This is a genomic window from Pseudomonas sp. 37 R 15, assembly GCF_900004865.1.
In the GTDB taxonomy this organism is placed as follows: Bacteria; Pseudomonadota; Gammaproteobacteria; order Pseudomonadales; family Pseudomonadaceae; genus Aquipseudomonas; species Aquipseudomonas fluorescens_AM.
Map to the genome: position 1 here is coordinate 62,334 of NZ_CVTV01000026.1, position 25,154 is coordinate 87,487.

Consider the following 25,154-nt stretch of genomic DNA (forward strand, 5'->3'; position numbering starts at 1 on the left):
ATTTTTCGGACCTGAAACGCCGTATTACTTGCGTTTCATCGACAGGAAGAACTCGTCGTTGGTCTTGGTGGTTTTCAGCTTGTCGATCAGGAACTCGATAGCGGCCACTTCGTCCATCGGGTGCAGCAGCTTGCGCAGGATCCACATGCGCTGCAGTTCGTCGTCGGCGGTCAGCAACTCTTCGCGGCGCGTACCGGAACGGTTGATGTTGATGGCCGGGAACACACGCTTTTCAGCGATACGACGGTCCAGGGGCAGTTCCATGTTGCCGGTACCCTTGAACTCTTCGTAGATCACTTCGTCCATCTTCGAGCCGGTTTCAACCAGCGCGGTGGCGATAATGGTCAGCGAGCCGCCTTCTTCGATGTTTCGCGCGGCGCCGAAGAAACGCTTTGGCTTCTCCAGGGCGTGGGCATCGACACCACCGGTCAGTACCTTGCCGGAGCTCGGGATCACGGTGTTGTAGGCACGGGCCAGACGGGTGATGGAGTCGAGCAGGATCACCACGTCTTTCTTGTGTTCGACCAGGCGCTTGGCCTTCTCGATCACCATTTCGGCAACCTGCACGTGGCGGGTTGGCGGTTCATCGAACGTCGAGGCAACCACTTCGCCACGCACGGTGCGCTGCATTTCGGTCACTTCTTCCGGACGCTCATCGATCAACAGCACGATCAGGTGAACTTCAGGATTGTTGCGCGCGATGTTCGCTGCAATGTTTTGCAGCATGATCGTCTTACCGGCTTTCGGCGGTGCGACGATCAGGCCACGCTGGCCCTTGCCGATCGGCGCGCACAGGTCGATCACACGACCGGTCAAGTCTTCGGTGGAACCGTTGCCGGCCTCCATCTTCATGCGCACGGTCGGGAACAGCGGGGTCAGGTTCTCGAAGAGAATCTTGTTTTTCGCGTTCTCGGGACGATCGAAGTTGATCGTGTCGACCTTGAGCAGGGCGAAATAACGCTCGCCTTCCTTTGGTGGTCGGATCTTGCCAACGATGGTGTCGCCGGTGCGCAAGTTGAAGCGACGGATCTGGCTCGGCGAGACGTAGATATCGTCAGGGCCGGCGAGATAGGAAGCGTCTGCAGAGCGGAGGAAGCCGAAGCCGTCCTGGAGAATCTCCAGCACGCCATCACCGGAGATTTCCTCGCCGCTTTTCGCGTGCTTCTTGAGCAGGGAGAAAATCACGTCCTGCTTGCGCGAACGGGCCATATTTTCTATGCCCATTTCTTCGGCCAGTTGGAGCAGGTCGGTAATCGGCTTTTGCTTGAGTTCAGTCAGATTCATATAGGAATGACGTAATCATTTATGGAGGGGGGAAATTAAGCTTTTGGCTTAATGAGGCCGCGCCGCAGAGAAGGCGACAGGATCGCGTACTAATCGAAAAGGAATGCGTCGGCGACGGCTTGCAGGGGGCAGTGGAGAAACCAGTGCGGGGCCGAATGTAACACCTGAATTTCGGAGCGTCTAGCCCTGTTCTACGAAAAAGCCCCGAGATTTTCGGGGCTTTTTCTGGCGACGCTTAGATGTTGGCGTCGAGGAAAGCTTGCAGCTGGGACTTCGACAGCGCGCCCACTTTAGTGGCTTCGACGTTGCCGTTCTTGAACAGCATCAGCGTTGGAATACCACGCACGCCGTGCTTGGCCGGGGTTTCCTGGTTTTCATCGATGTTCAGCTTGGCAATGGTCAGCTTGCCTTCGTAAGTGGTTGCAATGTCGTCCAGGACCGGAGCGATCATTTTGCAAGGGCCGCACCATTCAGCCCAGTAGTCAACCAGCACCGGGCCTTGAGCCTTGAGTACTTGTTCCTCAAAGGTCGCGTCGGTGACGTGCTTGATAAGATCGTTGCTCATGGATGTCTCCGGATTGTAAGCAAAAAAAACGTTGCCCATCATAGCCGCCCTTCCCCCGTTCAGGAAGCCGCCTCTGATTGAGTGTTGCTATGGCCGAGCATGACTTTGAGTATCGCCTGCTCACGGCAAGCCAGGTGTGACGAAGGCAATGCCCGTGCGCAACGCCGCATTACGTACATGTTCCTGCATGGTTTTCTGCGCTGCCGCGCTGGTGCGCCGGGCCAGGGCGCGCAGAATCTTGCGATGTTCCTGCCAGGTTTCCATGGCGCGTTCCGGCCGGATGAACGGTAGTTTCTGGCTTTCCAGGAAGACCTCGGCGCTGGCGCTCAGAATACTCACCATCGCCTGGTTGCCGCTGGCCAGCAGGATGCGCCGGTGGAACTCGAAGTCCAGCCGGGCGGCGGTTTCAAAGTCACCGGCTTTGAGCACCCTGCGCATTGCTTCGACATTGTCCTGGAGGCTGTCGAGTTCGTCGGTGGTCAATGTGACCGCCGCCAAACCGGCTGCGAACCCTTCAAGGGCGTAACGCAGCTGGAAGATATCCAGCGGCGTGGCCTGCGCCGCAAACGGCCAGGCGAGTTCGGACGGCGGCGCCGGCGCCTGCACGAACACGCCCTTGCCCGGCTGCACACTGACCACCCCCAGGGCACTCAAGGACGATAACGCCTCCCGCAACGACGCCCGGCTCACGCCCAGACGCACCGCTAAATCGCGTTGAGAAGGTAATGCATCGCCCGGCCCGAAGCCCTGCTCCTTGATCAGTTTGCGGATGGCCTGCAGGGCCGCCTCCGGTACGGCTTGGGCGATGGAATTCATGAAAAACTCAAGGTTGCAGTCAACTGAGTGGCTAGTTGTAAAGCTATTCACGTCTGTCGGCAAGCCACGCCCTAAAGGGGCTCGCGCGCTTTTTACGGCGCTCGAAAAGGGTGCGAAAAGCGCAACCACTGTTCAGACCAGTAAGACCATCACACCTCAACGGCAGCGTGCCTTGCAGCCTCTTCCAGGGGGGCTGGCATGGGCTGTGCACTGGGCAAACTCAGAAAATTCCTTCGCCCTTCTCGGAGAGTTGCCATGACCAAGCGCTACAGCGCCCTGCTCACTGCCCTGTTTGCCAGCCTGATGCTGAGCCAGGCACCCGCCCAGGCCAACGGTCTGGACGATATCGTCGCCCGTGGCACCCTCAAGGTGGCTGTGCCGCAGGACTTCCCGCCATTCGGTTCGGTGGGCCCCGACATGAAACCCCGCGGCCTGGACATCGACACCGCCAAGCTGCTGGCCGACCAACTCAAGGTCAAGCTGGAGTTGACCCCGGTCAACAGCACCAACCGCATCCCATTCCTCACCACCGGCAAGGTGGACCTGGTGATCTCCAGCCTGGGCAAGAACCCCGAGCGCGAAAAAGTCATCGACTTCTCCAGGGCCTACGCTCCGTTCTACCTCGCCGTATTCGGCCCGCCTGACGCCGCGGTCAGCAGCACCGACGACCTCAAGGGCAAGACCATCAGCGTGACCCGTGGCGCCATCGAGGACATCGAGCTGACGGCTGTCGCGCCCAAAGAGGCGACCATCAAGCGCTTTGAAGACAACAACTCGACCATCGCCGCCTATCTCGCCGGCCAGGTCGACCTGATCGCCAGCGGCAACGTGGTGATGGTGGCGATCAGTGAGCGCAACCCCAAGCGCGTACCGGCGCTGAAAGTGAAGCTCAAGGACTCGCCGGTGTACGTGGGCGTGAACAAGAACGAGCCGGCGTTGCTGGAGAAGGTCAACCAGATCCTGGTCGCGGCCAAGGCCGACGGCAGCCTGGAAAAAAACGCGCTGCAATGGCTCAAAGAACCCTTGCCTGCCGACCTCTAAGCCGGAGTTGATCCATGGCGTATCAATTTGACTTTGTACCGGTGCTGGCCAACACCGACCTGCTGTTGCGCGGCGCGCTGTTCACCCTTGAGCTGACGGCCATCGGCGCCGTCCTCGGCGTAGCCCTGGGCACGCTCGGCGCCGTAGTGCGGGCGTGGAAGGTCCAGCCGTTCGCCTGGTTTTTCGGGGTGTATGTCGAGTTGATCCGCAACACGCCGTTCCTGGTGCAGTTGTTCTTCATATTTTTCGGCCTGCCCTCCCTGGGGCTGAAGATCACGGAGTGGCAAGCCGCCGTGCTGGCGATGGTGATCAACCTGGGCGCCTATTCCACCGAGATCATCCGCGCCGGCATCCAGGCTGTCCCGAAAGGACAACTGGAAGCCGCCGCCGCGCTGGCGATGACGCGTTTCGAAGCGTTCCGTCATGTGGTGCTGCTGCCGGCACTGAGCAAGGTGTGGCCGGCCTTGAGCAGCCAGATCATCATCGTGATGCTCGGCTCGGCGGTGTGTTCGCAGATCGCCACCGAAGAGCTGAGCTTTGCCGCCAACTTCATTCAGTCGCGCAATTTCCGCGCCCTTGAAACCTATGCCCTGACCACCCTGGTGTACCTGTGCATGGCGTTGATGATTCGCCAACTGCTCAACTGGATCGGCCGCCGTTATGTGATGAGGAACAGCCGATGAGCGATTTTTCCTTCTGGGACATCGTGCGCAACCTGCTCACCGGCCTGCAATGGACGCTGTTGCTGTCGCTGGTGGCGTTCATCGGCGGGGGCCTGATCGGGTTGCTGGTGCTGATCCTGCGCATCAGCAAAAAGGCATTCGCACGCAATGTTGCGCGCACCTATATCGAGCTGTTCCAGGGCACGCCGCTGCTGATGCAGCTGTTTCTGGTGTTCTTCGGCGTTGCCCTGCTCGGTGTGGATATCTCGCCGTGGCTGGCGGCAGCCATCGCCCTGACCCTGTTTACCAGCGCCTACCTCGCCGAGATCTGGCGCGGCTGCGTTGAGTCCATTGCCCATGGGCAGTGGGAGGCGTCGGCCAGCCTGGCGCTCAACCCCCTTGAACAACTGCGCTACGTGATCCTGCCCCAGGCCCTGCGTATTGCCGTGGCGCCGACCGTAGGGTTTTCGGTGCAGGTGGTCAAAGGCACCGCCGTGACCTCCATAATCGGTTTTACCGAGCTGACCAAGACCGGCGGCATGCTCGCCAACGCCACCTTCGAACCCTTCATGGTCTACGGCCTCGTGGCCCTCGGTTACTTCCTGCTCTGCTACCCCTTGTCCCTCAGTGCGCGCTACCTGGAAAGGAGACTGCATGCCTCTGCTTAGAATTTCTGCCCTGCACAAATATTACGGCGATCACCACGTGCTCAAGGGCATTGACCTGACCGTTGAAGAAGGCCAGGTAGTGGCGATCATCGGCCGCAGTGGCTCGGGTAAATCCACCTTGCTGCGTACCCTCAATGGCCTGGAGTCGATCAACGACGGCGTGATCGAAGTCGATGGCGAATACCTCGACGCCGCCCGCGCCGACCTGCGCAGCCTGCGGCAGAAGGTCGGTATGGTGTTCCAGCAGTTCAACTTGTTCCCGCATCTGACGGTAGGCGAGAACGTCATGCTCGCGCCGCAAGTGGTGCAAAAAGTACCCAAAGCCAAGGCAGCGCAGTTGGCCAAACAGATGCTGGAACGCGTTGGTCTGGGGGAAAAGTTCGATGCCTTCCCCGACCGCCTGTCTGGCGGCCAGCAGCAACGTGTGGCGATTGCCCGCGCGCTGGCCATGTCGCCCAAGGTGCTGTTATGCGACGAAATCACCTCGGCCCTGGACCCGGAACTGGTCAATGAAGTGCTCAGCGTGGTGCGCCAATTGGCCAGGGACGGCATGACGCTGATCATGGTGACCCACGAAATGCGCTTTGCCCGCGAAGTCGGTGACAAGCTGGTGTTCATGCACCAGGGCAAGGTGCATGAAGTGGGCGACCCCAAGCAACTCTTCGCCCACCCGCAAACCGCCGAACTGGCCAACTTCATTGGTTCTACGGAACAGCCGCACTGACCAGTTCGAATTGACCACGGCCCTCCAATCGCCTCTCCCGGCGCATTGAGAGGGCATCGGCGGGCAGATGAACCTCAATCTCTACCTGGGCCGTCAGTCGACGGCCCGTCATTGGCACACCGGCAGCGCTGGCAACCACTGTGCGGCCGGGCAAGAGCCGCCCGCCGGCCGTTGCATCGGTCTGCCACGTCACCGGTATGCCGTCGACCTGAGCCTGCATCAGGTTCAGGACGAAACGCCCTTGCCGGCCAAACTGAAAACCCTGGGCATCGGCGGGAACGCCATTAAAGCGCAGCGCCATTGCCGTCGGGTTGGCGCAAAGCACGCTCAGGTGCAGCGTACGCTGCGTATCCAGCCTCGCTGTCGCGCTGCCCGACGACGCTTGCGAGGGGCGCATTTCGCCGTAGTCAACCCGCGGCTCGCTCAAGATCATCTGGCAGTCTTGCGCACGCGCCTGGTTTACCGACAGGGCGACCAACAGCAGGCACAAACCTGCGGCACGCGGGCCGTTTATCCGTTCAGCGAACATGGCATACCACCGGTGCAGTGTCGTAGAGTTGGTCATCATCAGGCTCTTGCTCCAGGTTGACGTGCAGCAGGCAGGATTGCGAATCCGGCAGTGAAACTTTCAGGGTTTGTGGGCCATCGATATTGCTGAGGAAAATCATGCCGTCAGCCACCACGTTGGTGACAAAGCTGTTGTCCTGGCCGAACACTGCGGCCCCTTGAGGCAAGGGCCGGCCCTGTTCGTCCCGGGCCTCAAGCAACAGGCGCCGGACTTTCACCACATCAAAGTCGAGCCTGTTGACTGAACCCCGACCGGCGGCGAGTACCTTGGTCCCGTTCTTCAAGTCGACCCGCTTGGGCAGCGACTGGGTCACTACTTGCAGATGGTTTTCGCTGTAGGCCTGCAGTCCGGGGATCACCGCCTGGCCGGTGAAATCGGTCCATACCGGCCCTTGGGGCGTCGAGACCTTGGCCACGCCGATATCGCCCACCGAGACAATGCCAAAGGTATCCTGCACGGCATATGGCGAGAAGGTCACCCCGTGCTCGTGGGCCACAATGCCGCCTTGCAACTGACCGGTATAGTTGGTGTTCGACGGATCACGGCTGGCGCCCACGCTCAAGCGGGTATACAGCGGTAAGACGTCCAAACGGCCGTGCACGCTTTGTTCTCGTTCTTTCACATCCCGATCAACACCGACCTCGTAACTCACATAATCGTTGACTCGCTCGTTGAGGGCGGTGCCGGCATCCAGCCGATCACCTCGACGACTGACGTAAGAACTCACACTCCGATCAGCCCCGAGGGGCATCGTGACTTGCAGCCTGATAGACGTGCCCTCGTCCAGCCGTTCGTCGCGGCGGCCGCCCCTCACCGGGTCCAGGCGCCGAGGCTCGGTCGCTCCGACCTGAGCGTCGGCGATCAGGGCTACACCCACGCCGTAGAACGTGTTGTTCCACGAGGCAGAGAGGTGGTCGCTGGATCGCCCGTCAAATTGCGAGTTACGCGTAAAACCGAGGGAGAAACCACCCAGGGCCGGGTCCGCCCAGCTTAAACCTGCCGTGTACTGGCGCTTGAAACGTGCATCGAGGTCGTACCCCCGCGACGCCTGGCCGGCGTCCAGTACCTCGCGGTAACCGCGGCTCTGTGCCGAGGCGCTCAGGTTGATATCAAGGTTGGCGAATAACGGTGTGCCCAAAGACAGCGTGCTACGCGCGCCGGCCACCTTGTCTTGGGCATCACGGGACAGGTTATGGCGCACGCCCACGTTCATCTGCTGGAAAAACACACTGCTCAGGGAGCCCCCCGCCGACTGATACTCCTCGGTACTCAGCAGACCGAAACCCAGCGACGAGCGCTGGCCCAGCCCCCAGGTTCCGCTGCCCATGGCGACCACAGGGGACTCCTGCCCGTCGATGGAGGTGTCCCGCACCTTACCGAGGGAAAAGTAATAGCCCGGCGTGATCGGAGTTCCACCCCGAAAGGACGCGGCGGGCACCACGAAACTGCGCCTTGCCCCTCGCAGGTCAATCACGCTCACATCCAAGTCGCTGGTGCTGTTCAGCAACGGTAAACCGGTCAGCCTGAACGGACCTTCCGGCACCAGGGTGGAGTGGATCAAAGCGCCCGACTGACGAACTTCGACCCGTGACTGGCTTTGAGCCAGCCCTTCAACCACGACGTTGTTGTCGCCAGCACCGGTGCGTTGCTGGCCGTCTGGAAAGAACTGCAAGCCCGTCAGTTGCACACCGCCAAAGATCGGGTTGTTGCTGGAAAGCTGCCCCACCTGGAAGGTCGACTGCAACGCCGCGATATCACGCTGGGCATAGGCATTGACCTGTTCGGTGTGCGTCCTGCCATTGTCGGAAACATAAAACTGACGACTGCGAACAATCCAATTGCCCAGGTTGAATCCCGCCTCGGTATAGGCCGATACGAAGCGACTTGTTGGCCCACCGCGCGATTGGGTATCGAAACCCAATACGTCGTAGTTGAAGATGGCTGCCGCACCACCCTCGGAAAAATTCCCGACCTCCCACTCGGGCTCACGCAGGGACTGGGTCGGCACCACCAGGCTGACCTCGTCGCTGCTGGGGCGCAGCCGCACCGTGGTCGTCGGGTATTCCCCAACAAAATCGTGGCAGGCCTGGTCAGGGGTGATGCCCTCGCGCAAAAGCCTGGGCGGGGTAACCAGACCGGCCTTTGCCAACAACGCGGGGGTGAAGCACAGCTGCCCCTGGTAATCGAAACGGGCGTCGACCAGCCCCAGCGGCGTGCCATTGACTCGCAGCCCGACCACATGCACACCCTCGCGAAAGCGCGCTGCGCTGCGAAAGTATTCAGACACCTTCGGATCAATTCCAAGGGAGTTCAACGCGGCCAGGTCAAAACCCTCCCCCAGCCCAACCGCTGCGCTGGTACCTGGCAGACTCCACAGCGTCGCGAGCCCCAGCAGGACCCTCGCGCGCGCCTGGGAGGAACCGCTGCCCGACACGCGTTTGGCGGAACGACCTGATTGCCTGATTTTTTTCATAGGCCAGTCAATCCGCTCCTGCCGTAACGGGTGCGCGGTAGCTGTCCACCGTAAACCCATAGACCGTGGCCGGTTGAATGCCCACGGCCGCCACCCCCGCCACTGAGCCTGCCGACGCGAGCGTCAGTACTTCGCCCGGCAGGATGTAGGTTCGCGGCAACGTTGCCACGCCTGCCTGCGGATGCAGTTGGACTTCCATCCCAAGGCGCACGACGTAAGCGCTGTTGTTGTGGACCCTCAACTGACCCCCTTCACGCGTCCATGTCAGCAGTTGCCAGGGCGCGTCATGCCTGGGCAAGCCCTTGGGGTGCAGGATCAATGGAAGGCTCTGGCGCAAAGTGATACCAATGGTCGCACCGCCGGGTGCACGGGCTTCGGGGATACCTTCAAAGGAAACTCGCTTCAGGCGCTGGGTCTTGAGCGGCTTCTTCGTGGTACTGATGAAGCGGACAAGCTGGGTGTCGCCCGCTTCGACACGAGTAATCGGGGGCGTTACGATCAACAAGGGTTCAAGGTCTTCAGGTACGTTTTGTATGACCGAATGAAGCAAGGCAGGGCCGGGGTCCGTATTTTTAATGTTCAGCGTCGCCTCACCCTCTTCTTCATTCAGAATGACAACGGTTGTCTCGGGCTGCATTCCGTCCGCTACCGCCATACCACACAAAAAGAGGCACAAGCTTATATAGCGCAGCAACGACATCACGATCATTGAAAGAGCCCTCACCGGATTTTCCCCACAGCCATAAAGTCAAACATTAACTAAGGCGCACGTTAAAACAGCCGACACTTAACAAAGGGAGATAAGCACCCTGAGTCAATGTCGGCCGTTAATGACGTACTTAGATGTAATCCACTGAAATATTGGTGCGACCATCCAGCGTGATATCGCGGTTAATGTCCAAATCCTGCGTGCGGTTGATAACGGCTTTCACTTCAAGCGTGCCCGTAAGGGTGGTGATGGATGCAGGTACCGCAGCGGAGCCGCTACGCCAAGAATACTGGGCAGGCGATTGGGCGACTTTGCCATCACTGTTCTGCCAGGCCCCCGTATCTGCGCTGCGCGTGATCGGGCTCAGAGTCCCGCCGGACGATCTCAGGTCCTTGAGGGTAACGGAGTACCCACCGGTACGCTTGCCACCTTCCATGCCCAGGCCGTAGTTCTGCACCTCGGTGAAACCGGCACCGAGAATGTTTGGCACCTTGCTGGCAGCTTGCAGGTCAGTCAGCATCACACGAAATTGTGCGCCTTTTTGGCCGCAGTTGAGGTTCATGCTGACCGTTTTCGCTGCAAGAGGAGTGGGCTGCACGCCGGACAAGCTTGAGGCGGGAATGTTCCCGTAATCCACGACGCCGCCAGCGCCGAGACTGACGTTGCAAGCCACCGGCTTGATAGTCCCTCGTACAATCAGTTGAGCGACACTCGTTGCATGAGCCCCGATACTCGCGATCAGGCAAAGCGTACCCACTGTCACACCAAGCATTTTTTTCATAATTAACCTGTCATCTGTAATGAGTCGGTGCATTTACAATGGCCGAACATTCCGTCCATACATAAATACCACCACGGCGAAGTTGCCGAGTGACAGTCTGCCGTTTTGGGATCGAGTTCATGAATCAGAGAACCCGCCAATAACTGTGGGAGCAGTAAAAATAAAAAGTGGGCCAGCCCTAATCTTCGAGTAGGCCTAAACTCAAACCCGACAAGCCAATAACTTTTAACGTGTAAGTAAAGTCACACACAGTACGATTACAGCAAGAAGTTAATTATTCCTACAAAGGTTGGAAGCCCATGCCTTGTGAACTTGGAAAGCAATCTTACTTAACCTGCAAGAATCCCTCACAGACGCCCGTAGGAGAATTACCGAAGCAGTACGCGTTGGCACCAAAGGTCGATCGTGGCACGATGGCTGGGTTATCGACCGAGACCCTCTTACCATGCCGCAATCCCAAGCCAAGAATCTGTCCCTGATCGCTGCCATCGACCTGGGCTCCAACAGCTTTCACATGGTCGTGGCCAAGGCCCAGAACGGTGAAATCCGCATCCTTGAGCGGCTCGGCGAAAAAGTGCAACTGGCTGCCGGGATCAACGACGAACGTCAGCTCAATGAAGAATCCATGCAGCGTGGGCTCGACTGCCTCAAGCGCTTTGCGCAACTGATCAACGGCATGCCCCCTGGCGCTGTACGAATAGTGGGCACCAACGCCTTGCGCGAAGCCCGTAACCGCAACGAATTCATCCATCGCGCCGAGGAAATCCTCGGGCATCCGGTAGAGGTTATTTCCGGCCGCGAAGAAGCGCGCCTGATTTACCTCGGGGTTTCCCACACGCTGGCCGACACCCCGGGCAAACGCCTGGTCGCGGACATTGGCGGCGGCAGCACCGAATTCATCATCGGCCAGCGTTTCGAACCCCTGCTGCGCGAAAGCCTGCAGATGGGCTGCGTCAGCTACACGCAGCGTTATTTCAAGGACGGCAAGATCACCCCGGCGCGCTATGCCCAGGCCTACACGGCAGCGCGGCTGGAGATCATGAGTATCGAACACGCCCTGCACCGCCTGAGCTGGGATGAAGCCATCGGTTCCTCGGGCACCATCCGTGCCATCGGCCTGGCGCTCAAGGCCGGCGGCCATGGCACTGGCGAGGTGAATGCCGAAGGCCTGGCGTGGCTCAAGCGCAAGCTGTTCAAGCTGGGGGATGCCGAGAAGATCGACTTCGACGGCATCAAGCCTGACCGCCGCGCGATCTTCCCAGCCGGCCTGGCGATTCTTGAAGCGATCTTCGACGCCCTCGAACTGCAACGCATGGATCACTGTGACGGCGCCCTGCGCGAAGGTGTGCTCTATGACCTGCTCGGCCGCCATCACCATGAAGATGTGCGTGAGCGCACCCTCAGTTCGTTGATGGAGCGTTACCACGTAGACCTGGAGCAAGCGGCTCGCGTAGAGCGCAAAGCCCTGCATGCCTTCGACCAGGTGGCCGACGACTGGGACCTGCAAAACGGTGTATGGCGCGAACTGCTGGGCTGGGCCGCGAAAGTGCACGAAGTGGGTTTGGACATTGCCCACTACCACTATCACAAGCATGGCGCCTACCTGATCGAGCATTCAGACCTGGCCGGGTTCTCACGGGAAGATCAGCAGATGCTCGCGCTGCTGGTGCGCGGTCACCGTCGCAATATTCCCAAGGACAAGTTTGCCGAGTTCGGCAAGGACGGCATCAAGCTGATTCGCCTGTGCGCGCTGCTGCGCTTCGCAATCCTGTTCCACCACATCCGTGGCACCCAGGAAATGCCCCAGGTAAAACTGCGCGCCGACGGCGACAGCCTGGAAGTGATGTTCCCCAAAGGCTGGCTGGATGAAAACCAATTGACCCAGGCGGACTTCGCCCAGGAAGCGGAGTGGCTGACGCGGGTGGGGTTCAGCCTGAACCTGCGCTAACCCGATCTAAACAGCACCGCAACACAAATGTGGGAGGGGGCAAGCCCCCTCCCACATTTTTCAGACCGTGCTGGGTCTCAGCTCACCGTCAGGATCGGGCTGCCCAGCTTCTCCAGCAGCGTCGCCTGCGCACTGCGCGGGTTCTGGTTGCCGGTCGGTGTGTTGCGTACATACCGCCCATCCGACTGCAGGCTCCAGCTGTGGGTGTTGTCGGTCAGGTAGCTTTCCAGCTCCTTCTTGACCCGCATGATCAGCTTCTTGCCCTCCACCGGGAAGCAGGTCTCCACACGCTTGTCGAGGTTGCGTTCCATCCAGTCGGCACTGGAGAGGAACATCTGCTCCTCACCACCGTTCAGGAAGTAGAACACCCGCGTGTGTTCCAGGAAGCGACCGATGATCGAGCGCACATGGATGTTATGCGAGACGCCGACAATGCCCGGGCGCAGGCAGCACATGCCACGTACCACCAGGTCGATGCGCACGCCCGACTGGCTGGCCTTGTACAGCGCGCGGATGATCTTCGGATCGGTCAGCGAGTTGAATTTGGCGATGATGTGCGCCGGCTTGCCGTCGAGGGCAAACTGCGTCTCGCGGGCAATCATGTCGAGCATGCCCTTCTTCAGGGTGAACGGCGCGTGCAGCAGCTTCTTCATGCGCAAGGTCTTGCCCATGCCGATGAGCTGGCTGAACAGCTTGCCGACGTCTTCGCACAGGGCGTCGTCGGAGGTCAGCAGGCTGTAGTCGGTGTAGAGCTTGGCGTTGCCGGCGTGGTAGTTGCCGGTGCCCAAGTGAGCATAACGCACGATTTCACCGGCTTCGCGGCGCAGGATCAGCATCATCTTGGCGTGGGTCTTGAAGCCGACAACGCCGTAGATCACCACCGCACCGGCTGCTTGCAGACGGCTGGCCAATTGCAGGTTGGACTCCTCATCAAAGCGCGCTCGCAGCTCGATCACCGCGGTGACTTCCTTGCCGTTACGCGCAGCGTCGACCAGTGCATCGACGATTTCGGAGTTGGCGCCCGAGCGATACAGCGTCTGGCGCACGGCCAGGACGTGGGGGTCCTTGGCGGCCTGGCGCAGCAGGTCGACCACCGGGGTGAACGACTCGAAGGGGTGCAGCAGCAGGATGTCCTGCTTGCTCACCACGCTGAAGATGTTCTCGCTGTTCTGCAGCAGTTTCGGGATCTGCGGCGTAAACGGCTTGTATTGCAGCTCCGGGTGGCTGTCCAGGCCGGTGATGCTGAACAGGCGCGTCAGGTTGACCGGACCATTGACCTGGTACAGCTCGGATTCGGCCAGGTTGAATTGCTTGAGCAGGTAGTCCGACAGGTGTTTGGGGCAGGTATCGGCCACTTCCAGGCGCACCGCATCGCCGTAGCGCCGCGAAAACAGCTCGCCGCGCAGGGCACGCGCCAGGTCTTCGACGTCTTCGGAGTCCAGCGCCAGGTCGGCGTTACGGGTCAGGCGGAACTGGTAGCAGCCCTTGACCTTCATGCCCTGAAACAGGTCATCGGCGTGCGCATGGATCATCGACGACAGGAATACATAGTTATCCCCAGCGCCCCCAACCTCTTCGGGTACCTTGATGATCCGTGGCAACAGACGTGGCGCCGGGATGATCGCAAGGCCCGAGTCGCGGCCGAAGGCGTCGATGCCTTCCAGCTCGACGATGAAGTTGAGGCTCTTGTTCACCAGCAACGGGAACGGGTGCGTCGGGTCGAGGCCGATCGGGGTGATGATCGGCGAGATCTCGTCACGGAAGTAACGGCGCACCCAGGTCTTGATCTTGGTGGTCCAGTGGCGGCGACGGATGAAGCGAACCTGATGTTTTTCCAGTTCCGGCAGCAGGATGTCGTTGAGAATCGCGTATTGGCGGTCCACATGGCCGTGCACCAGTTCACTGATGCGCGCCAGGGCCTGGTGCGGTTGCAGGCCATCGGCCCCGGCTTGTTCACGGGCGAAGGTAATCTGCTTCTTGAGGCCGGCGACGCGGATTTCGAAGAATTCGTCCAGGTTGCTCGAGAAGATCAGCAGGAATTTCAGCCGTTCCAGCAACGGATAGGACTCATCCAGCGCCTGTTCCAGCACGCGGATGTTGAATTGCAGTTGTGACAGCTCGCGGTGGATGTACAGGCTGCTGTCATCCAGGTTGGTGACCACGGCAACCGGCGCCGGCGCCGGCGCTTCGGCAACCACCGCAGGCGGGGCTGGCTCCAGCTCCGGCGGGGTCTCGGCGACTTGTTCAACCACCGGATGAGCGTCTTTTACGGCAACTACTGTAAGTCCTTCGGTATTCATGAGTGTTCCTGTGAGGGCTATTGTTGCTCTCTAAGCAATTGGGCAGCGCGGGCGGCGAAGTAGGTCAGAATGCCATCAGCGCCGGCACGTTTAAAGGCTGTCAGGGATTCGAGGATCACCCCTTCACTCAACCAACCATTCTGGATTGCGGCCATGTGCATGGCGTATTCACCGCTGACCTGATAGACAAAGGTCGGCACTTTGAATTCCTCTTTGACCCGGTAAAGGATGTCCAGGTAAGGCATCCCGGGCTTGACCATGACCATGTCGGCGCCTTCGGCCAGATCGGCCGCCACTTCGTGCAGGGCTTCGTGGCTGTTGGCCGGGTCCATCTGGTACGAAGCCTTGTCGGCCTTGCCCAGGTTCAGGGCCGAACCCACCGCATCGCGGAAGGGGCCGTAATAGGCGCTGGCGTACTTGGCCGAGTAGGCCATGATCCGCACGTTGACATGACCGGCCAACTCAAGCGCTTCGCGAATCGCCTGGATCCGACCGTCCATCATGTCCGACGGCGCCACCACCTGGGCACCTGCCGCCGCGTGGGACAAGGCCTGCTTGACCAGCGCATCGACGGTAATGTCGTTCTCGACGTAGCCTGACGGATCAAGGATGCCATCCTGCCCATGGGTGGTGAACGGATCGAGGGCCACGTCGGTGATCACCCCAAGCTGCGGGAAACGCTCGCGCAGGGCGCGGGTGGCGCGCTGGGCGATCCCCTGCGGGTTCCAGGCTTCGGCAGCGTCAAGTGACTTGAGCTCAGCGGGCGTCACCGGGAACAGCGCCAGCGCCGGAATGCCCAGTTCCACCCAATGCGCGGCTTCTTCAAGCAGCAGATCAATACTCAAGCGCTCCACCCCCGGCATCGAAGCCACCGCTTCCCGGCGATTTTCACCGTCCAGCACGAATACCGGCAGGATCAGATCATTCGTCGTCAGTACATTTTCACGTACCAGACGGCGTGAAAAATCATCACGGCGGTTGCGGCGCAGACGAGTGGCGGGGAATAGCCGATTGGCGGGGGTAAAGCTCACGACAGACTCCTGAGCCCGCGTTTACGGGCGAGCGGTGCAGTTATAAGCGGCCATTATGACGAACGAATGACAGTTGTGCTTATCGATGCGACCTGTAGTCGCATTCGGCACTGACATCGGAATTGTTCACTTCGTGACACATCTCGATACTTTCATGAATCTTCGTGAAGGCGTAGGCTGCGCGTTCATTTCGCCAGCACCCTAGACCATGCTTCAACAATTTCTGCATGACTTCGGCTACTTTGCCCTCTTCCTCGGCACGTTCTTCGAAGGCGAGACCATCCTTGTACTCGCAGGCTTCCTGGCGTTTCGTGGCTACATGGATATCAACCTGGTGGTGGTCGTTGCCTTCTTCGGCAGCTATGCCGGCGACCAGCTTTGGTACTACATGGGGCGCAAGCACGGCCGCAAGTTGCTGGCGCGCAAACCGCGCTGGCAATTGATGGGCGACAAGGCGCTGGAGCATATCCGCAAGCATCCGGATATCTGGGTACTGAGCTTTCGTTTTGTCTACGGTTTACGCACGGTGATGCCAGTGGCGATTGGCCTCTCCGGCTACCCGCCCCTGCGCTATCTGATCCTTAACGGTATTGGCGCAGCGATATGGGCGGCGGCGCTGGGGGCCGCAGCCTATCATTTCGGCGCAGTGCTCGAAGGTATGCTCGGCAGCGTCAAGAAATACGAGCTATGGGTGCTGGGCGCGTTGCTGGTGCTGGGTGTTGGCCTATGGCTGCAACGCCGCTTCAAGAATGCCCGTATCGCCCGCGAGGCATGCGCCGAGGCCAAGGCTCGGCAAGCAGCCGAAACCGCCCCGAGCGAAACACCTAAGACGCCAGACGCGTAAGCCGGCCTCTGCAGCAGTAGAGGCCGATCACGCTGAGCACACTGTAGCTCGCCAGGCCCAGCCAGCCCAGGTTGCCGGCGGGCCACAGTCCGACCCACGGCGCCAGCCCGACCAACGGCACATTCAGCCCCAGGCGCACCCACTCGGCCTTCAGCGCCGACGGTCGATTCTCCAGCGCGACCCCCAACGTGAACAGCCCCAACGCCATCGCTCCCCAGCCCAGGACCAGCGCCTCGGTGGGCAGACGTTCGCCGACATTCATCAGGTAGCTGCCAAACCCCACGTAAACTGCGAATTGCAGCGCAATGTAGACCTGTTGGCGCCTGTCCAGCGGCACGTCGAATTTGCGGAACCGGGCCAAGTCCGGCCTGGCCACCGGATACCTGGCCTTCACGTCGGCGGGGCGCCAGCCGGTGCGCATGAACCAGATGCGCAGTTTGTCCCAGCGGCTTTCAGTACGCCGGGCATCGCTCCACAACTGCGCATAAAACTGCAGGTTCGCCCACAGCGGGTTCCAACTGGCCAGGGGCGTAGTCACACCGAAGATCACGGGCTCGCTGTCATCTTCCTCCTGGAACGTGCCGAACAGCCGATCCCAAAAAATGAACACCCCGCCATAGTTGCGATCCATGTAGAGAGCGTTCTGTGCGTGGTGGGCACGGTGATTGGACGGGGTGACGAAGAACCATTCGAACCAGCCGAGCTTGGGAACGTGACGTGTATGCACCCAGAATTGATACAGCAGGTTGAGCGAAGCCACGCTGATGAACACCACCAGCGGCACACCGAGCACGGCCAGGGGCAGGTAGAAGATCCAGCTCAGCAGGAAGCCGGTGCTGGTCTGGCGCAGCGCGGTGGTGAGGTTGTAGTCCTCGCTCTGGTGATGCACGGAGTGCGCAGCCCACAGGATATTGCGCTCATGGCCCATGCGATGCAGCCAGTAATAGCAGAAGTCGTAGAACACGAAGGCCACTACCCAGGTCCCTACGCTTTGGGCCGATAACTCGATCAGAGCCAGGTGCTTGAGGGCGAACGCATAGGTGAGCAAACCCACGCCCTTGGTCAATAGCCCGGTGGTGGTAGACAGCACCCCGGTGCTGAGGCTGTTGATAGCGTCGGCCACTCGATAGTTGCGCGCACCGCGCCAGCGGTCGGCCAGCAGCTCAACCACAATCAACGCAATGAAAAACGGTACCGCATAAGGCACGAAGTCCATGGGCTAGTCCGGTCTTTTTTTGTTACAGCAAGATTAGGTGCAGTGGCGTGAGTTCCCATTGGCAACAGGTTACAAATTAGTAGACATTTAACGCCATGAATCAGGAGAAATGCCCATGAGCAAAAAGATTGCAGTGATCCTTTCCGGCTGTGGCGTGTACGACGGTGCAGAGATCCAGGAAAGCGTGATCACCCTGCTGCGCCTGGACCAGCGCGGCGCTCACGTTGAATGTTTTGCGCCGGATATTGCGCAGTTGCATGTGATCAACCACCTCACCGGCGAAGAAATGCCCGAATCGCGTAATGTATTGGTGGAGTCAGCGCGCATCGCCCGAGGCGCGGTCAAGGATATCCGTGAGGCTAACGCTGCTGACTTCGATGCGCTGATCGTGCCGGGTGGGTTTGGCGCGGCGAAGAACCTGTCGAATTTCGCCGTGCAAGGCGCCAGCTGCAGCGTCAACCCACAGGTCCTGGAATTGGCCGAAGCCTTTGCCGAAGCCGGCAAGCCTGTGGGGTTGATCTGCATTTCCCCTGCCCTGGCCGCGAAAATCTACGGCCCCGGCGTGACCTGCACCATCGGCAACGATGCCGACACCGCAGCCGCCCTGGACAAAATGGGCGCCACTCATCAGGAATGCACGGTGGAAGATATCGTCGAGGACACCGCGCGCAAATTGGTCAGTACGCCGGCATATATGCTGGGCAAGAACATCAGTGAGGTGGCGTCAGGCATCAACAAGCTGGTGGACCGGGTGTTGGAATTGACCCACGAAAACGACTGACACCCTCTTTCAGTAGGAGCGAGCTTGCTCGCGAAGAACCTGAGAGCGCCGCGTCATCCAGAGCATCCGCGTTATCGTTGACGTTCCTCGCGAGCTTGCTCGCTTCTACAGAGGCTTCATCAAACGGGTAAGCAGGCGGTCCAGCGTATTGGCAAACGCCTGCTTGTCTTTCTCGCCATGGGGCGGTGGCCCGCCGCCCATCTGCCCTTGCTCGCGCAAGTCGGTGAACAGGTTGCGTACCGCCAGCCGCTCGCTCATGTTCGCCGGGCTGAACTCTTTGCCGCGCGGGTCGAGGGCGGTGACGCCCTTCTTGACCAGGCGGTCGGCCAAGGGCACATCGCTGCAGATCACCAGTTCGCCGGGCATGGCGTGCTCCACCAGATAGTCATCCGCCGCGTCGGGGCCGCTGGGCACCACGATCAGCTTCACACAGGCAAAGCTCGGTTTGATCTGGCTCTGACCGGCCACCAGCACCACGTCGAAGTGGCGCTTGAGGGCGAATTTCACCACCTGATCCTTGGCCGCCCGTGGGCAAGCGTCCGCGTCGATCCAGACCCGCATACCTACGCCGCCGCCCGTTGCTTTTCAGCCAGGCGGCTGCGGCCATACAGCACCACGATCGCCAGGATCGCCACGGCCTGCGCACTCAACGAATACGCATCGGCGTGAATGCCCAGCCAGTCAAAGTCAAAAAACGCCACCGGTCGAGTACCGAAGATGCCGGCCTCTTGCAGCGCCTTGACGCCATGCCCGGCAAACACCACCGACAGCGCGCACAACAGCGCGGCGTTGATGCCAAAGAACAACGCCAGCGGCAGCTTCGCCGAACCGCGCAGAATCACCCAGGCCAGGCCCACCAGCAGTACCAGGGCGGTGGCGCCACCCGCCAGCACCGCGTCGTGCCCGGCCGGGCCGGCTTGCAGCCACAGGGTTTCGTAGAACAGGATCACTTCGAACAGTTCGCGGTACACCGAGAAGAATGCCAGCAGCGCAAAACCGAAGCGCCCACCGCCGCCCACCAGGCTGCTCTTGATGTAGTCCTGCCAGGCTGCGGCATGGCGCCGGTCGTGCATCCACACGCCCAGCCACAGCACCATCACGCTGGCAAACAGCGCCGTGCAGCCCTCCAGCAATTCACGCTGGGCGCCGCTGACATCAATCACATACGCCGCCAGCGCCCAGGTGGCCAAGCCGGCCAACAGCGCCAGGCCCCAGCCGACGTTGACGCTGCGCACCGCCGATTGCTGGCCGGTGTTACGCAGGAAGGCCAGGATCGCGGCCAGCACCAGGATCGCCTCCAGGCCTTCGCGCAGCAGGATCAGCAAGCCCGAGATGTAGCTCAACGACCAACTCAGGCCGTCGCCGCCGAGCAAGCCGGCCGACTCGCCGAGCTTGCCCTTGGCCACGTCCAGGCGCTGTTGCACCTGCTCGATCGGCAGGCCGTCCTGCAATGACTGCCGATAGGCCATCAGCGCCTTCTCGGTGTCCTTGCGCACATTGGCGTCGACGTTATCCAGTGAGCTTTCCACCAGCTCGAAGCCTTCCAGATAAGCGGCTACCGACAGGTCATAGGCTTGCTCGTGGTCACCGTTACGGAATGCAGCCAGGCTTTTGTCCAAGGTGGCGGACGTGTAATCAAGCAACTGCGCCGGGCCACGCTTGACCTGCGGCGGTTGCGCGCGCTGGGCGCGGAAGGTCGCCGCCGCCGCTGGGCCGTCTGCCGCCAGCACTTCGTTGGGCGTCTGGCGCGCCAGGTCGGCGAGGTTGAAGGGCTGCTCGCTCTTGGCCGCAGCCGGGTCCGCCGTGAAACCTGCGATGTACGTGGCGAGGTCCCAACGCTGACGGTCATCCAACTGGTCGGAAAAGGACGGCATGTCGGTGCCTTCGACACCCAGGCCGAGAGTGTTGTAGATCGCATACAGGCTCAGGCGATCCAGGCGCGTGGCATCGCGCAGGTTGGCCGGCGGCGGGGTCATGCCCATGCCGGCCGGGCCATCACCGGCGCCGGCAGTACCGTGGCACACCGAGCAATGCTGGGCATACAGCGGTGCACCGCGCGTGGGATCGGGGGTGATCGCCGGCGCCTGGCTGACTTCATACGCCACCGCCAGCTTGGCGCCCAACTGACGGGCCTGATGGGCGACAGTTGCGCCATCTGCATGGGCAGTGACGGCCGCCAGCAACTCAGCGACGCCTGTTATCAACTCGGCGCGTTCGGGTTTTTCCGGCAGATCTGCCACTAGGCCCTGCAGCACGCCAAGAAACTCCACCTGCTCGCGGTATTCCGAGTCGTCCACCACCTTGCCCGCCTCTACCGTCGGCGGGTAGTCGGCGCCGATGTAATCGAGCAAATGCAGAGCCTGTGGTGCGCCTTCGGTGGTCGCGGCCAACAGATTGAAGCTGCACGACATCAGCGCCGGCAACAACAGCCATGCGAGAAAGCGAAAAGGGGCAGTCATGAATGAATCTCAGGTGGAAATACGAAGTAACACTATTGTTGAGCTTTAACCGATTTGACTCAAGGTGTTATTTCGTCACGCTACAAACCAATGTGGGAGGGAGCTTGCCTCCGATAGCGGTGGGTCAGCCGATATACTCATCAACTGATCCGCCGCCATCGGGAGCAAGCCCCCTCCCACATTTTGATCCGGTTTCTTCAGTCAGGCCGTGGCGCGATGCAGGCTGGCGAGGAAACCGGCGGCGCCGACGAATAGCCCGGCGAACGTGCGGTTTACACGCTTCTGCTGTTTGGGCGAGCGCAGCAGGCGCAGGACCTTCGAGGCCAGACCCGTATAACCGGCCATCACGATCATGTCGACGCTGATCATGGTCGCGCCAATGATCAGGTACTGAATCGCCAACGGCGCCTGTGGATTCACGAACTGCGGCAACACCGCGAGCATGAACACCAACGCCTTGGGGTTGCTGGCGTTAACCAGGAAACCGCGGAACATCATCGCCATCGGCTTGCCGATCGGGCGTATCGCCGCGTCATCGGTCATGTCCATCGGCAACGCGCGCCATTGCTTGATGGCCAAGTAAATCAGGTACGCCACCCCAAACCATTTGATCGCATAGAACGCGGTCGACGACGCCGCCAGAATCGCACCCAGGCCGCCCGCCACCACGGCAATTTGCATCGCCAGGCCCAGCTGCAGACCGATGGCGTTCCAGTAACCGCGTACAAAACCGTATTGCAGGCCGCTGGACATCGAGGCGATGGCGCCTGCGCCGGGGGAAAGGGAGATGATCCAACTGGCCAGGAAAAAAGCCAGCCACGTGTCGAGTGCCATAGCACACCTCGAAAGGGAGTTTGCGGTTGTGCCATAAGCTAACGCCGACGACCAACGGCTGGCTATAAATTTTTACAAGGTGTGATTCTAGCGGTCGCCAGGGAACACATGCGTACCAGGCCAACGCCGCACCGAGCGCTGGAAGAACAAGCTGTTGGGCACTTGCACCATCGCGCTGTCGGTGCCGGCCTCCTGCACCTCGACCAGCGTGGTATAGAGCAGATTGATCGCCACCACGCGCCCCTTCACGCCGGGTTTGTCGACGGTGTCCACCAATTCGACGATGTCGCCGAGGCGGAACGGCCCCACGGTGAAGATCAAAATGGCGCACAACAAATTGGACAGCACGGACCACATGGCGAAGAACGCCACCGCCGCCACGGCCACAAAGCCTGACAGCGCCGTCCACAGCACCGTGGCAGATACGCCCAGGCGGCCCAACACGAAGATCAGCGCGCTGCCCATGATCAGCCAGCGCAGGCCACCGCGCAGCGGCATCAGCAACTGCGGCGGGAACGGATAGCGCTCACCCAGGCGGGTCAGGCCTTTGGCGACAAAACGCTGGGCAAGGTAGCCGGCCAGCAGGATCAGCAGGATTTGCACGCCGATCCACACAGGTTCGATCCATTGCGCCGGCAAGGGCAGTTGCAACGCATCCATCAGGACAGCGCCTCGAGCTGCGCTTGCAGGGTTTCAAGCAGTTCGAGGGCTTCCATCCAGGACTCCTCCAATTGACCTTCGCGCACCTTGAGCCTGGCCTGTTCGGCGAGCAAGTCACGCAGTTCATCCTTGCGCGCGGCCTCATACACGGCGCTGTCGCCCAGGCTGGTTTCGATACTGGCCAGGCGCTCAAGCACCTTGCCCAGCTCGGCCTCCAGCTTGTCGGCATCGCGCTTGTGCGGGGCCAACTGCTGACGCAGTGCGGCGGCGGCCTGGCGCTGGGCTTTCTTGTCGGTCTTGTCCGGGTTGACCGGGGTGTTGCTGACCGGCGCATTGCGCAGACGATAGTCAGTCAGCCAGCGGGCATAGTCGTCCAGGTCGCCATCAAACTCTTCAACCTTGCCATCGGCCACCAGCAGGAAGTTGTCGGTGGTGCTCTTGAGCAGATGGCGGTCGTGAGACACCACCAATACTGCACCACTGAACTCCTGCAGGGCCATGGTCAGCGCCAGGCGCATTTCCAGGTCCAGGTGGTTGGTCGGTTCGTCGAGCAGCAGCAGGTTCGGGCGGTCCCATGCAATCAGGGCCAGGGCCAGTCGGGCTTTTTCACCACCGGAGAAGTTCAGCACCGGCTCGTCGATGCGCGCACCACGGAAGTCGAAGCCTCCGAGGAAGTCGCGCAGGGTTTGCTCGCGTTCGGTTGGCGCCAGGCGCTGCAGGTGCAACAACGGGCTGGCCTTGGCATCAAGCGAGTCCAATTGATGCTGGGCGAAGTAACCCACCACCGTGTTCTCGCCACGGGTCAGGTGACCGGCCAAAGGCTCAAGCTCGCCCGACAGATTCTTGATCAGCGTCGACTTGCCCGCACCGTTTGGCCCCAGCAAACCGATCCGCGCGCCGGGTATGAGCTGCAGCTTGACCTTCTCCAGGACGGTCTTGTCGCCATAACCCAGGCGCGCATCCGACAGATCGAGCAGGGGGCTGGAGATTTTCGCCGACTCACGGAACACGAAGTCGAACGGCGAATCGACGTGGGCCGCCGACAGCTCTTCCATGCGCTCCAGGGCCTTGATCCGGCTCTGGGCCTGGCGGGCCTTGGTGGCCTGGGCCTTGAACCGGGCGATGTAGCTTTCCATGTGCGCGCGCTGCGCCTGCTGCTTCTCGAAAGCTTGTTGCTGCTGGGCCAGCCGCTCGGCACGGGCGCGCTCGAAGGCGGTATAGCCGCCACGGTAGAGCGTGATTTTCTTCTGTTCGACATGGGCGATATTGTCGACCACGGCGTCAAGGAAATCCCGGTCGTGGGAAATCAGCAACAAGGTGCCCTGGTAGTTCTTGAGGAAGTCTTCCAGCCACAGGATCGCATCGAGGTCCAAGTGGTTGGTCGGCTCGTCGAGCAGCAACAGGTCCGAGGGGCACATCAGCGCCTGGGCCAGGTTCAGGCGCATGCGCCAGCCGCCGGAGAAGTCGGCGACCGGGCGATCCATCTGTTCGTTGGTAAACCCCAGGCCGGCAAGCATCTTGCGGGCGCGGGCGTCGGCGGTGTAGCCGTCGGCGCTGTCCAGCTCCGAATGCAGGCGGGCCTGGGCGGCGCCGTCCTGGGCTGTTTCCGCCGCAGCGAGGTCGTGTTGTACCTGGCGCAGGCGCAGGTCGCCATCGAGCACGTAGTCGATCGCAATGCGGTCCAGGGTGTCGATCTCCTGGCGCATATGGGCGATGCGCCAGTCGGCGGGCAGCAGGCAGTCCCCGGAATCCGGGGTCAGCTCACCCAGCAACAGGGCAAACAACGTGGATTTTCCGGCGCCATTGGCACCGATCAGGCCGGCTTTGTGACCGGCGTGCAGGGTCAGCTCGGCATCTTCAAGAAGACGTTGCGGGCCACGCTGTAATGTTAGGCTTTGAAGTCGGATCATAATGGCGGCGGAGTCTACCAGCTTCGTTGACCGCTGGCTTGGGTGTGAATATGTGCGCTGACCTGTGGAGCTTTGCCCTCTCGACTTATGCCCGCCCCGGTGTGGAGGCTGCTTGCCTGCGGTTGCAGGAGCAGGGAGCGGATGTGTGCCTGCTGCTGTGTGGTGCGTGGCTGGAGCAACGGGGTGTGGCGCGGCTGCCCGAGCGCGTTGCGGCACTGCAACAGCTTGCGCGGCCGTGGCGGATGCGCGTTGTCGAACCCTTGCGAGAGGTGCGTGTGCAATGGCGGGCGATGGCACAGCAGGATGCGCAATTGGCTGAACTACGAGAGCAGGTCAAGGCCCTGGAGATGGAGGCCGAGCGAACCTTGCTGATGCGCCTTGAAGCGCTGGCGCAGGCATGGCCGACCAACGAGGTGACAGGTGGATATGAATGGCTTGAAGGCCTGGCGACCGAAGCCGCCAACCTTGACCACAACGCGCTGCAGCAGCTGCGCGTCGTGGTCACCCGCGCTTAGGAAGCGCTGGTTGGGGTGACGCTTGGCGCTGCCGGTGCAGCAGTGCTGCTGCCCGATGCGGTTGGAGCGGAGGACGCTGCCGGAGTGGCGGCAGGTGCTGCGGGAGTTGCTGGCTTTGCAGATGCTGGCTTTGCCGCAGCGGGTTTGGCGGCAGCAGGTTTTGCAACTGGCTTGGCGGCGGGTTTTGCTGCAGCGGTTTTAGCGGCGGGCTTGGCGGCTGGTTTTGCTGCAGTCGTTTTAGCGGCTGGCTTGGCGGCGGGTTTCGCAGCAGCGGTTTTAGCGGCTGGCTTGGCGGCGGGTTTTGCTGCAGCGGTTTTAGCGGCTGGCTTGGCGGCTGGTTTTGCTGTAGCGGTTTTAGCGGCTGG

24 protein-coding genes are annotated in these 25,154 nt (G+C 61.0%); 8 read left to right on the forward strand and 16 right to left on the reverse strand.

Annotated features, from left to right (window positions below):
• Positions 1-24: 24 nt before the first annotated feature.
• From rho to BFQ04_RS08650, 3 genes are all read right to left on the reverse strand, one after another.
• Positions 25-1,284 carry a transcription termination factor Rho gene (rho, locus tag BFQ04_RS08640; protein WP_003176825.1) on the reverse strand — a complete coding sequence of 420 codons (1,260 nt, stop codon included), beginning with the start codon at positions 1,282-1,284 and terminating at the stop codon, positions 25-27.
• A 235-nt stretch (positions 1,285-1,519) separates the two neighbouring features.
• The gene (trxA, locus tag BFQ04_RS08645) at positions 1,520-1,849 is read right to left on the reverse strand and encodes a thioredoxin TrxA (protein ID WP_065950449.1); all 330 of its coding nucleotides are present in this window, start codon (positions 1,847-1,849) and stop codon (positions 1,520-1,522) included.
• Positions 1,850-1,969: 120 nt separating this feature from the next.
• Positions 1,970-2,665, reverse strand: a complete 696-nt coding sequence (locus BFQ04_RS08650) for a FadR/GntR family transcriptional regulator (RefSeq protein WP_065950450.1) — start codon at positions 2,663-2,665, stop codon at positions 1,970-1,972.
• 255 nt (positions 2,666-2,920) lie between these two features.
• Here BFQ04_RS08650 and BFQ04_RS08655 point away from each other — a divergent pair, with 255 nt between their 5' ends.
• From BFQ04_RS08655 to BFQ04_RS08670, 4 genes are read left to right on the forward strand one after another with little or no spacing between them, the layout of a single operon-like run.
• Positions 2,921-3,706 (forward strand): transporter substrate-binding domain-containing protein, encoded by a 786-nt coding sequence (locus BFQ04_RS08655; protein ID WP_065887009.1) that lies wholly within the window; start codon positions 2,921-2,923, stop codon positions 3,704-3,706.
• Between the two features lie 14 nt (positions 3,707-3,720).
• Positions 3,721-4,389, forward strand: a complete 669-nt coding sequence (locus tag BFQ04_RS08660) for an amino acid ABC transporter permease (RefSeq protein WP_065950451.1) — start codon at positions 3,721-3,723, stop codon at positions 4,387-4,389.
• Positions 4,386-5,036 (forward strand): amino acid ABC transporter permease, encoded by a 651-nt coding sequence (locus BFQ04_RS08665; RefSeq protein WP_065950452.1) that lies wholly within the window; start codon positions 4,386-4,388, stop codon positions 5,034-5,036. The genes BFQ04_RS08660 and BFQ04_RS08665 overlap by 4 nt, the downstream gene beginning before the upstream one ends.
• Positions 5,023-5,760, forward strand: coding sequence for an amino acid ABC transporter ATP-binding protein (locus BFQ04_RS08670; protein ID WP_065950453.1), 738 nt, complete (start codon positions 5,023-5,025; stop codon positions 5,758-5,760). Before BFQ04_RS08665 ends, BFQ04_RS08670 begins: the two co-directional genes overlap by 14 nt.
• Here BFQ04_RS08670 and BFQ04_RS08675 read toward each other — a convergent pair.
• The 4 genes from BFQ04_RS08675 to BFQ04_RS08690 form a co-directional block, all read right to left on the reverse strand.
• Positions 5,741-6,289, reverse strand: a complete 549-nt coding sequence (locus tag BFQ04_RS08675) for a hypothetical protein (protein ID WP_065950454.1) — start codon at positions 6,287-6,289, stop codon at positions 5,741-5,743. The two genes, BFQ04_RS08670 and BFQ04_RS08675, sit on opposite strands and share 20 nt — an antisense overlap.
• Positions 6,279-8,801, reverse strand: coding sequence for a fimbria/pilus outer membrane usher protein (locus tag BFQ04_RS08680; protein WP_256544565.1), 2,523 nt, complete (start codon positions 8,799-8,801; stop codon positions 6,279-6,281). The genes BFQ04_RS08675 and BFQ04_RS08680 overlap by 11 nt, the downstream gene beginning before the upstream one ends.
• 7 nt (positions 8,802-8,808) lie before the next feature.
• On the reverse strand, positions 8,809-9,510 hold the full coding sequence (locus BFQ04_RS08685) for a fimbria/pilus chaperone family protein (RefSeq protein ID WP_083217943.1): 702 nt from the start codon (positions 9,508-9,510) through the stop codon (positions 8,809-8,811).
• Between the two features lie 130 nt (positions 9,511-9,640).
• Positions 9,641-10,291 (reverse strand): DUF1120 domain-containing protein, encoded by a 651-nt coding sequence (locus BFQ04_RS08690; protein WP_065950472.1) that lies wholly within the window; start codon positions 10,289-10,291, stop codon positions 9,641-9,643.
• A 445-nt stretch (positions 10,292-10,736) separates the two neighbouring features.
• On the opposite strand from BFQ04_RS08690, the gene ppx reads away from it, so the two are divergent.
• Complete coding sequence (ppx, locus tag BFQ04_RS08695; protein ID WP_065950455.1) at positions 10,737-12,239, forward strand: exopolyphosphatase; 1,503 nt, start codon at positions 10,737-10,739, stop codon at positions 12,237-12,239.
• A 77-nt stretch (positions 12,240-12,316) separates the two neighbouring features.
• Here ppx and ppk1 read toward each other — a convergent pair whose 3' ends face one another.
• A complete protein-coding gene (ppk1, locus tag BFQ04_RS08700; RefSeq protein WP_065950456.1) occupies positions 12,317-14,539 on the reverse strand; it encodes a polyphosphate kinase 1 in 2,223 nt (740 codons plus the stop codon).
• 17 nt (positions 14,540-14,556) lie between these two features.
• Positions 14,557-15,570 carry a porphobilinogen synthase gene (gene hemB / locus BFQ04_RS08705; protein WP_065950457.1) on the reverse strand — a complete coding sequence of 338 codons (1,014 nt, stop codon included), beginning with the start codon at positions 15,568-15,570 and terminating at the stop codon, positions 14,557-14,559.
• 208 nt (positions 15,571-15,778) lie between these two features.
• Between hemB and BFQ04_RS08710 the strand changes: the two genes are divergently transcribed.
• Complete coding sequence (locus BFQ04_RS08710; protein ID WP_065950458.1) at positions 15,779-16,414, forward strand: DedA family protein; 636 nt, start codon at positions 15,779-15,781, stop codon at positions 16,412-16,414.
• Here BFQ04_RS08710 and BFQ04_RS08715 read toward each other — a convergent pair.
• The gene (locus BFQ04_RS08715; protein ID WP_065950459.1) at positions 16,395-17,630 is read right to left on the reverse strand and encodes a sterol desaturase family protein; all 1,236 of its coding nucleotides are present in this window, start codon (positions 17,628-17,630) and stop codon (positions 16,395-16,397) included. The two genes, BFQ04_RS08710 and BFQ04_RS08715, sit on opposite strands and share 20 nt — an antisense overlap.
• Positions 17,631-17,745: 115 nt before the next feature.
• On the opposite strand from BFQ04_RS08715, the gene elbB reads away from it, so the two are divergent.
• The gene (elbB, locus tag BFQ04_RS08720) at positions 17,746-18,411 is read left to right on the forward strand and encodes an isoprenoid biosynthesis glyoxalase ElbB (protein WP_065950460.1); all 666 of its coding nucleotides are present in this window, start codon (positions 17,746-17,748) and stop codon (positions 18,409-18,411) included.
• 105 nt (positions 18,412-18,516) lie between these two features.
• On the opposite strand, the gene BFQ04_RS08725 is transcribed toward elbB, so the two are convergent.
• The 5 genes from BFQ04_RS08725 to BFQ04_RS08745 all read right to left on the reverse strand — a co-directional run bounded on the left by BFQ04_RS08725 (position 18,517) and on the right by BFQ04_RS08745 (position 24,274).
• Positions 18,517-18,972 carry a YaiI/YqxD family protein gene (locus BFQ04_RS08725; protein WP_065950461.1) on the reverse strand — a complete coding sequence of 152 codons (456 nt, stop codon included), beginning with the start codon at positions 18,970-18,972 and terminating at the stop codon, positions 18,517-18,519.
• A gap of 2 nt (positions 18,973-18,974) precedes the next feature.
• Positions 18,975-20,870: a cytochrome c/FTR1 family iron permease gene (locus tag BFQ04_RS08730; protein WP_065950462.1), complete on the reverse strand. Its 1,896-nt coding sequence runs from the start codon at positions 20,868-20,870 to the stop codon at positions 18,975-18,977.
• 201 nt (positions 20,871-21,071) lie between these two features.
• Positions 21,072-21,704 carry a LysE family transporter gene (locus BFQ04_RS08735; RefSeq protein ID WP_065950463.1) on the reverse strand — a complete coding sequence of 211 codons (633 nt, stop codon included), beginning with the start codon at positions 21,702-21,704 and terminating at the stop codon, positions 21,072-21,074.
• A gap of 87 nt (positions 21,705-21,791) precedes the next feature.
• On the reverse strand, positions 21,792-22,364 hold the full coding sequence (locus BFQ04_RS08740) for a mechanosensitive ion channel family protein (RefSeq protein ID WP_065950464.1): 573 nt from the start codon (positions 22,362-22,364) through the stop codon (positions 21,792-21,794).
• Positions 22,364-24,274 carry an ATP-binding cassette domain-containing protein gene (locus tag BFQ04_RS08745; protein ID WP_065950465.1) on the reverse strand — a complete coding sequence of 637 codons (1,911 nt, stop codon included), beginning with the start codon at positions 24,272-24,274 and terminating at the stop codon, positions 22,364-22,366. The genes BFQ04_RS08740 and BFQ04_RS08745 overlap by 1 nt, the downstream gene beginning before the upstream one ends.
• Positions 24,275-24,324: 50 nt before the next feature.
• Between BFQ04_RS08745 and BFQ04_RS08750 the strand changes: the two genes are divergently transcribed.
• Positions 24,325-24,789, forward strand: coding sequence for a TIGR02444 family protein (locus tag BFQ04_RS08750; protein ID WP_065950466.1), 465 nt, complete (start codon positions 24,325-24,327; stop codon positions 24,787-24,789).
• Here the strand turns inward: BFQ04_RS08750 and BFQ04_RS28425 are convergent.
• Positions 24,786-25,154 (reverse strand): hypothetical protein (locus BFQ04_RS28425; protein ID WP_175413264.1); only part of this gene is annotated, 369 nt, incomplete at its 5' end. The genes BFQ04_RS08750 and BFQ04_RS28425 overlap by 4 nt on opposite strands.